Origin of the sequence: Saccharopolyspora ipomoeae, assembly GCF_029952525.1 — a bacterium.
Classification (GTDB): Bacteria; Actinomycetota; Actinomycetes; order Mycobacteriales; family Pseudonocardiaceae; genus Saccharopolyspora; species Saccharopolyspora ipomoeae.
Map to the genome: position 1 here is coordinate 38,085 of NZ_JASAOF010000034.1, position 8,353 is coordinate 46,437.

Consider the following 8,353-nt stretch of genomic DNA (forward strand, 5'->3'; position numbering starts at 1 on the left):
TAGCGCCTGGCGGGGCGGGACCGTCGCGGGTCGGGGAATTCCGGTGTTCAGCGGCGGAATCTCCGGCGGAGTCCCCGGGCGACGCGGAGCAGTTCGCGGACGAGCTTCGGCGGGCGTTCGGAGTCGAACCGGCGTTGCAGCTCGGCGTGGCGGTTCCGGAGCGCGGCGAGCTCCTCCTCGTGCCTGACGCGCAGCTCGTCGCAGCGGCGGCGCAGCCGCTCGGCCTCGGAGTGGCGCTCGGCGAGCAGCCGCACCTGCCGGTCGGCCTCGTCGGCGTGCGCGACGGCCTCGTGCTGCAGCGCGAGAACCCGCGTGTAGAGGGCGATCCGGTTGTTCTCCATCGCCTTCAGCAGCGCCGAGCTCGTGAAGGGGCGCAGGGCGTCGGAGAGGTCCTGGTCGGCGTCCTCGCGGAGGATCACGCCGAGCCCGAACACGGCGGGCACGATCTCCAGCCGCCGCCCGCCGTGCTCGGCGAGGGCGTCCTCGACGGCGGTGAGCACGCCGTTGCCCTCGCCGCCCGCGTGCTCGGCGGCGGTGAACTGGCCGAGGCCGACGAAACCGGCCGGGGTGACCTCGTCGTGCCAGACCGTCGGCCCGTCGGCGGTGCGCGGGTGGGTCTGCGCGGCGGGCAGCACGTGCGGCTCGTAGTACTGATCGCGTCGGGAGCAGGGCCAGAGCACGTCGTGCAGCGCGATCAGCGCGTCCGGGGCGTGGGTGAGGATCCAGTCCAGCTCGGCGCGCACGGTGGCGTAGTTGTGGTCGCCGTCGATGACGTAGAGGTCGGCGACCGGCAGCTGCGAGAGCACCTGCGGCGAGCGGCCTTCCACCAGGTGCAGCGCGTCGTTCCCGGCCATCGCCGCCCGCATCTCGTCGGAGGGGACGGGCTCGACGCAGTGCACGGCCTCGGCGCCGAGCTCGGCGTAGCAGGCGCTGACCTGCCCGGTCTCCACGCCGATCTCGACGACGGTGCGGATCGAGCGCCGGTCGAAGAGCTCCGCGAACAGCTCGCGGAACAGCGCCATCGAGTGCAGCAGCAGCGGCTGGTTCCGGGCGTCGCGGGCCTGGGCGTGCGGGTCGTCCCTGGTCCCCGGACCGGTTTCGAGCACGCGGGTCATCGGATTCCTCCCATCTTGCGCAGCGCCAGGCGCGCGCCGCCCGCGGCGATGCCGCGCACGCCGCGCGTGCGCAGCTCTTCCCTGATGCGGCCGGTCAGCCGCGCCAGCTCCGGCGCCGGGGGCACCCGGTGGGCCAGTCCGGAGCGGGACTGCGGCAGGCTCGCGAAGGCGATGGTGATCTGCGCCGAGGTGATCGGCCCGCCGGCGCGCTGGGCCAGCGGCAGCCAGACGGCGCCGTGCGGTTCGTGGAACTCGACCATCGTCCCGCCGAGCCAGTCGCAGTCGGCGAACACCAGACCGGCGAAGTCCTCGGCCCGCTCCCAGCGGAGGGTGCGGGGCTCGGCGTCGCCGCGCACGTAGGCGGTGGCCTCGATCCAGTCGATGCGCACGATCGCGGGCTGCCCGGGGATCGCCAGCGAGACGTCCAGCGCACCCCGGGACTCGAAGGTCAGGCGGGCGAACGACAGGCCGTTGTGGTTGATCCGGACGCGGCGGCGCGACGCGTCGTGCCACTCGTCGTCCTCGGTGCGGAACCGCAGCCGCGTGCTCGGGCACTCGCCGGACCTCTCGAACACGGCCGGGTCGACGGCGCCGCTGTGCAGCGCGCTCACCGCGGCGCCGAGCTGCGGGTCGGCGGCGGTGAGCAGCGCGGGCCAGAACGCGTCCCGCATGTGCAGGTCCTCCAGGTCGCCCGGCGACATGTACGGCACGGCGGGCAGCAGGTCGCGGGGCACGATGCCGGTGACCACCGAGGAACCGAAGTTGTCGTCGTGCCACCAGTTCCCGAACACCGATGCCTCGGCGGCGCTGGGCGCCTTGAGCGCAGCGGTGATGATCACCGCGAGCCGCTCCCGGTTCAGCGTCGGCCAGTCGCCGCCTGCGGCGCGCGCGTAGCGGTTCCAGGTGCGCTGGAAGCCGCGGACGCCGTCCTGGACCGCGCACCACTCCAGGTCCTGGGTCGGCGTGCTGTGGAACGGTCCCAGCACGGGTTCGCCGGACTCGGTGAAGTCGACCAGCGAGCCCAGCCGCGCGCTCACGCACTGCTCGACGACCTCGGGGCTGCGGACCAGCGCGTAGACGACGTCGTGCGGCCAGCCGCTCTGCCCCAGGTAGCCCTCGGCGGGCTGCCCGGCCAGCGACAACCGGCTGGAGCGGTGGTCGGTGGCCAGGTAGTGGCCGGAGGTGCGGACGTCGATGCCGTTGCGCCGCAGAACCCGGGACAGCTGGTACTGGATGGTGCCGCCCCAGCCCAGGTCGACCAGCACGATCTCCTCGCCGTCGAGCGCCCCGGCCGCGCGCAGCGACCGCAGCAGCCGGTCGCAGGCGGCGGTCACGGTGGCGGCCAGCCGGTTCCGCAGGTGCGGCGCCTCGGTCAGCGCCACGGTGACGCGCTCGCGGAGCTCCGGCTGGTCGAGGAGCATGTCGAGCTTGTCGGCCAGCGCCGGGACGTCGCCCGGGCGCAGGTGCAGCGAGGCGAGCAGCTGGGCGACGGTGAGCCGGTAGCTGCGGCCGATGAACTCGCCGACCGCGTCGGGGTCGTAGCTGTCCAGCGCGGCCAGCGAGGTGACCTGCCGGGACAGCCAGATCGGCTTCGCGGTGACGTCCCGGCCGCGCGCGGCGGCGGCCTCGTTGACCAGCTCGGAGAGCAGCTCGCCCTCCCGCATCGGGCACCAGACGACCCGCTGCCCCAGCTCGTGGGCGCGTTCGGCGACCCAGTCGGCGAAGCCGGTCAGCACCGGTCCGAGCACGCCCGCGCCGAAGCGCCACGCGACCTCCACCGCTTCGCCGGACTCGTCGGAGGCGGCGCGGACGGCCTTGGCGCGCAGCGTGGTCAGCCCGGCGTCGCCGTGCTCGGGGTGCAGGTGGCGGTCGGGCGGGCCGAAGGAGTCGGTCGACTCGCGCTCCCGGTCGAGGACCTCGGCGAACTCGTCGTCGATGCGCTCGTGGTGCACGGTCCGGATGCCGAGCTTGGCGGGCACCTCGTCGTCGGCCACGGCGTTGTCGCCGACGTGCACGATCTGCTCGGGCCGGGTGCCCAGCTCCTGCAGCACGATCTCCCACAGCCCGGACGCCTTGTCCAGGCCGTGCTGGTGCGAGCGGAAGGTCTTGGCGCCCAGCAGCGGGGCGAGGGCGGGCCGGTCCAGCAGGTGCGCGAGCTGGTCGGCGGTGAAGTAGGTGTCGGAGACCAGCACGATCGGCACCGCGTTGCGCTCGGCGGTGGCGATCACCTCGGCGATCTCCAGGTCGGGCACGGTGATCTCGCGCTCCAGCTCGACCTCGGCCCGCACCAGGTCGTCGAGGTCCCCGGGTCCGAGCACGTCGGTCGGCATCTCGCGCCAGATGTCGAACAGCGAGATCTCGCCGCAGGCCGACAGGCTGCGCTCGCGGGCCCGCTTCTCGGCGTCGATGCGCATCAGCCGGAAGGTGGCGTCGGTGATCCAGCCCGGGCAGCGGCCCTCGGCCCGCAACCGCGCGCCCAGCATCGCGAACGCGTCGGTGGGCCGGGGCACGCGCCGCCACAGGACCGTGTCGAACACGTCCAGCGACAGCACGGCGCACGAGCCGTCGCTCACCAGCCTGTGCAGCTGCTCCAGCTCGGGTGCCCGGGTGGTTGGTTCGGTGGCCGCAGTTCGGTTCCGCACGTTCTCTCCCCAGCGTGCCGTGAAGCACATCGACAATGCGAGATCATCACTGCCGGAATGACCGTCCGGCATTTCCCCGACGACCGGAGAGTAGACCGGATCGATCGACTTGGACGTGTCCGGTTCGACTCCTGCACGCGAACCGGTGAATCATTTTCAAGGGATCGTTCACGCTGGTCATGATGATGTCGAAATCACTCGTCGGCAATTTTCCGGGAACGCTCGGAAGAATTCCTTTCACGAATTCCTTTCGGATGCTTAGCGCGATTAATGATCACTTTTCGGGCCCGGCGGAGCCCGGTGATCGCGCCCACCGCCCGCGGCGAAGATGAGGAGGTTCTCATCCCCGCTTCACCCGCGGTTGCCCGTGACAGGTCAGAGTGGACCCATGCGTTCCGTTCCCCGGGGAGTCCTGCTGCTCGCGGCCCTGGCACTGCCCATCGCCGCCGTGCTGGTCAGCTTCGCGCTGACCGGGGGCACGCGCGCGCCCGAGATCCCCGAGACCGTGCGGGTCGGCAGCACGCCCGGTTCCGGCCACCAGGAGCCGGGCTCCGACGTGCCGCTGCCGGTCGTCCCCGGGCCGTCCGAGGCCCCCGCACCGCCGGACGTGCACGCGCCGCCCCCGCCCGCCGAGCTGCCGCCACCGGCGCCCCACGACGACGACGCCGACGACGCGGACGACCATGACGACTGACCACCCGACCCGCCCGCTGACCAGCCTCGCCGGTCGCCGCGGCACCCGGGTCCCGGCGCGCGCCCAGATCATGGGCTGGCTGCTGCTCGTGCTGGTCCTGGTGCTGCTCACGGTCATCGTGATCGTCCGCGAGTACCTGCACGACGAGGTCGACCGCAGGCTCACCAACTCCCTGGAGCAGGAGGCCAAGGAGTTCGTGGTCTTCGCCGAGCACGGCCGCGACCCGGTCAGCGGCCGGCTGCTCGCCGACCCCGCGACGCTGCTGCACAACTACCTCGGCCACCAGTACCCGGACACCGACGAGGCGCTGATCGGCGCGTGGCCGGTGGGCGGCGGGCTCGGCGTGCTCTCGCAGGAGCAGACCGAGCCGATCAAGGCGGTCGCGCACGACCGCGCGGTGCTGCAGCAGATCATCGACGCTCCCGCCGCGCACGGCGTCCTCGACACCGCCGCCGGGCCGGTGCACTGGGTGAAGGTGCGCGCCGAGACCGCCCAGGGCGGCAGCGCGTGGTTCGTGGTCGAGCGGCACACCGCCGCCGAGACCGCCGAGGTGGACCGCAGCGTGCGGGTGCTGCTGCTGGTCAGCGCGCTCGGCGTGGTACTCGCCGCGCTGATCTCGTGGGTCGTCGCCGGGCTGATCCTGGCTCCGGTGCGCGCGGTCCGGCAGGCCGCCGCCGAGATCACCGAGCACGACCTGACCCGCCGCATCCCGGTGGAGGGGCGCGACGACATCGCCGCGCTGGCAGACCAGTTCAACGCGATGCTCGACCGGCTGGAGGACGCCTTCCGCATCCAGCGGCAGTTCGTCGACGACGCCGGGCACGAGCTGCGCACCCCGATCACCATCGTGCGCGGCAACCTGGAGCTGCTCGGCGTCGATCCCGCCGAGCGCGACGAGGTGGTCCGGCTGTGCACCGACGAGCTGGACCGGATGACCCGCATCGTCAACGACCTGCTGGTGCTGGCCAAGGCCGACCGGCCGGACTTCGTCTCCCCCGCCCCGATCTCGCTGGCCGAGCTGACCAGCGACATCGACGCCAAGGTGCGCACGCTGGGCGACCGGCGCTGGGTGCTGGCCGAGATGGGCGAGGGCGAGTTCGAGCTGGACGGCCAGCGGATCACCCAGGCGATGGTGCAGCTGGCGCAGAACGCCGTGCAGCACACCGAGGACGGGTCGACGATCCGGATCGGCTCGGCCGTCGGGGACGGCACCGTGGAGCTGTGGGTCAGCGACGAGGGACCGGGCATCGACCCGGCCGAGGTCGACTCGATCTTCGATCGGTTCACCCACGGCAGCGGCCGCAAGGGCGGCGCCGGGCTGGGCCTGGCGATCGTCCGGGCCATCGCCGACGCGCACCACGGCCGGGTGCTGGTGCGGTCCGCGCCCGGCCAGGGCGCGACCTTCCGGCTGGAACTGCCCGCGACGAGCGCGGAGGACGCGACATGAGCAAGGTCCTGATCGTCGAGGACGAGGAGCGCATCGCCGCGTTCATCGAGAAGGGCCTGCGGGCCAACGGTTTCACCACCACCGTCGTCACCGACGGCGACGCCGCGCTGCACCACCTGGTCGACGGCGAGTACGACCTGGCGGTGCTCGACCTGGGACTGCCCGGCAGGGACGGGTTCTCGGTGCTGCGCGACGTGCGCGCGCGGCGGGTCGCGCTGCCGGTGATCATCCTGACCGCGCGGGACACGGTGCACGACACGGTCGCCGGTCTGGAGGGCGGCGCGGACGACTACATGACCAAGCCGTTCCGGTTCGAGGAGCTGCTGGCCCGCATCCGGCTGCGGCTGCGCTCGGCTGAGCGCGCCGAGGAGGTCACGGTGCTGCGCGACGGCGAGCTGTCGCTGGACCTGCGGACCCGCCGCGCCCAGGTGCCGGACGGGACGGTGGACCTCACCGCCCGGGAGTTCGCGCTGCTGGAGCTGTTCCTGCGCCACCCCGGCCAGGTGCTCAGCCGCGAGCAGATCCTCTCGCACGTGTGGGGCTACGACTTCGATCCCGGTTCCAACGTCGTCGACGTCTACGTCCGGGCGCTGCGCCGCAAGATCGGCAACGGCCACATCGGCACCGTGCGGGGCATGGGCTACCGCCTCGGCGGCTGACCTCGCTTCCCCACCGGTGCTCACGATTTCAATGGAGATCGGGTGTCCGACTTCCATTGAAATCGGGTTCCCGACTTCTGCTGAAATCCCGCGCACCGGTGTCCCGGGCGGGGTGGGAGGGATGTGGGGCGAGTGCGTGCACAGCTGTGGATAAGTCTTTCCACAGCTGTGCACAACCACGCCTGAGAGGTTCGGTCATCGCTGGTCACACGCCTGTGGATAACTTTATCCACAGGCGTGTGGACAACTGGGGATGAAGAGCCTCTCACCGGAGGTTCACGGGAACCTCAGGGGTGCGCCCGAGAGTGGTTCTCGTGCAGGTCAAGAGCGTGGAAGCGGACCCGGTCGCCGGGTGGGGATGGGCCGTGGGGTTCACCCTCGCCGGCGTCGGCGTCTTCGGAGTGCTGGCGGTGCTCACCGTCCCGGCCCAGTCCCCGGAGGGATCGCTGAGCCGCGACGGCGTGCTGACGCTGGTCGTGTTCGGCGCGGCGATCATCGGCTGGACGAGAGCGCGGGTCGACGACACCTTCGTCGCGCTGCTGGCCGCCGCCGTGCTCGCGGTGCTGGGAGTGCTGGAGTCCGAGCGGCTGTTCGCCGCGCTCGGCGAAGACCAGATCTGGCTGCTGGTGGCCGCGTTCATGCTGGCCGCCGGCATCAACCGGACCGGACTGCCCGCGCGGATCGCGCTGGGACTGGCCGGGCGGGCGCGGACAACGCGGTCTCTCTGCCACCTGCTCGCGCTCGGCCTGGTCGGCACGGCGCTGCTCATCCCCAGCACCAGCGGCCGGGCCGCGATGGCGCTGCCGCTGCACCGCGCGCTCTCGTCCGCGCTGCCGGAACGGCTGGTCCGCACGACCGGACTGCTGGTTCCGGTGGTGATCCTGCTGTCCGCGATCGCCACCCTGACCGGTGCCGGAGCGCACCTGATCACCAGCCAGGTGCTGGCCGCCACCACCGGCGAGGGCATCGGGTTCGGCTGGTGGCTGCTGTGGGGACTGCCGTTCGCGCTGGTCAGCTCGCACCTGGCCGCCGAGCTCGTGCTGCGGACCGGCGGCGCGGACCGGCGGACCCCGCTGCGCGTCGACGTCGCCGCGCTGCGCAACGAGCTGGAGGTGCCGGAGACGATGCGGCCCGCCGAGGTCCGGGCCGCCGCGCTGCTGGCCGTCGTGGTGCTGCTGTGGAGCACCGAGCCCTGGCACGGCCTGCCGCCCGCGCTGGTCGCGCTCGGCGCCGCGCTGCTGGTCGTCTCGCCGCGCTTCGGGACCGTCCCGATGAAGGCCGCGGTCGGCGAGATCCCCTGGTCGCTGCTGCTGTTCATGGCCGCGACCGGCGCGCTGGGCACCGCGCTCACCGATTCCGGCGCGGCGGGGTGGATCGCCGGGCACGCGCTGGTCGGCGACAGCCCGGTGACGCTGCTGGTCGCCGTCGTCGCGCTGAGCACCGCCCTGCACCTGCTGGTCACGTCCCGCTCGGCGCGCTCGGCGGTGCTGGTCCCGCTGCTGGTGCCCGCCGCGCTGGCGGTCGGCGCGAACCCGGTCGCGGTGGCGTTCGCCTCGACCGCGGCCGCCGGTTTCTGCCACACGCTGCCGTCCTCGGCCAAACCGCTCGCGCTGTTCGCCGACGAGTACGAACCCCGCGAACTGCGCCGCCTCGCCCTCGTCCTCGGACCGCTCACCGCCGCGCTGGTCCTGCTGTTCGCCCTGCTCATCTGGCCCGCACTGGGCCTGTCGCTCTAGGGGGTGCGTCAACCATGCGGCGGAGCCGCATTCTCTTCCACCACCCAAGGCACTGGCACC

General features: G+C 72.6%; 6 protein-coding genes. 4 read left to right on the top strand and 2 right to left on the bottom strand.

The annotated features are described in order from the left end of the window. Positions 1 to 47: 47 nt before the first annotated feature. Both QFW96_RS29140 and QFW96_RS29145 read right to left on the bottom strand, forming a co-directional pair. Complete coding sequence (locus QFW96_RS29140; RefSeq protein WP_281458956.1) at positions 48 to 1,115, bottom strand: class I SAM-dependent methyltransferase; 1,068 nt, start codon at positions 1,113 to 1,115, stop codon at positions 48 to 50. Continuing rightward, positions 1,112 to 3,757 carry an HAD family hydrolase gene (locus QFW96_RS29145; RefSeq protein WP_343231414.1) on the bottom strand — a complete coding sequence of 882 codons (2,646 nt, stop codon included), beginning with the start codon at positions 3,755 to 3,757 and terminating at the stop codon, positions 1,112 to 1,114. The genes QFW96_RS29140 and QFW96_RS29145 overlap by 4 nt, the downstream gene beginning before the upstream one ends. A gap of 388 nt (positions 3,758 to 4,145) precedes the next feature. Here QFW96_RS29145 and QFW96_RS29150 point away from each other — a divergent pair, with 388 nt between their 5' ends. From QFW96_RS29150 to QFW96_RS29165, 4 genes are all read left to right on the top strand, one after another. Next, a complete protein-coding gene (locus QFW96_RS29150; RefSeq protein WP_281458958.1) occupies positions 4,146 to 4,451 on the top strand; it encodes a hypothetical protein in 306 nt (101 codons plus the stop codon). Continuing rightward, positions 4,441 to 5,898, top strand: a complete 1,458-nt coding sequence (locus QFW96_RS29155; protein WP_281458959.1) for a sensor histidine kinase — start codon at positions 4,441 to 4,443, stop codon at positions 5,896 to 5,898. Before QFW96_RS29150 ends, QFW96_RS29155 begins: the two co-directional genes overlap by 11 nt. Continuing rightward, positions 5,895 to 6,557, top strand: a complete 663-nt coding sequence (locus tag QFW96_RS29160) for a response regulator transcription factor (protein ID WP_281458960.1) — start codon at positions 5,895 to 5,897, stop codon at positions 6,555 to 6,557. Before QFW96_RS29155 ends, QFW96_RS29160 begins: the two co-directional genes overlap by 4 nt. 314 nt (positions 6,558 to 6,871) lie before the next feature. Continuing rightward, the gene (locus QFW96_RS29165) at positions 6,872 to 8,293 is read left to right on the top strand and encodes an SLC13 family permease (RefSeq protein ID WP_281458961.1); all 1,422 of its coding nucleotides are present in this window, start codon (positions 6,872 to 6,874) and stop codon (positions 8,291 to 8,293) included. The last annotated feature ends 60 nt before the right edge of the window (positions 8,294 to 8,353 follow it).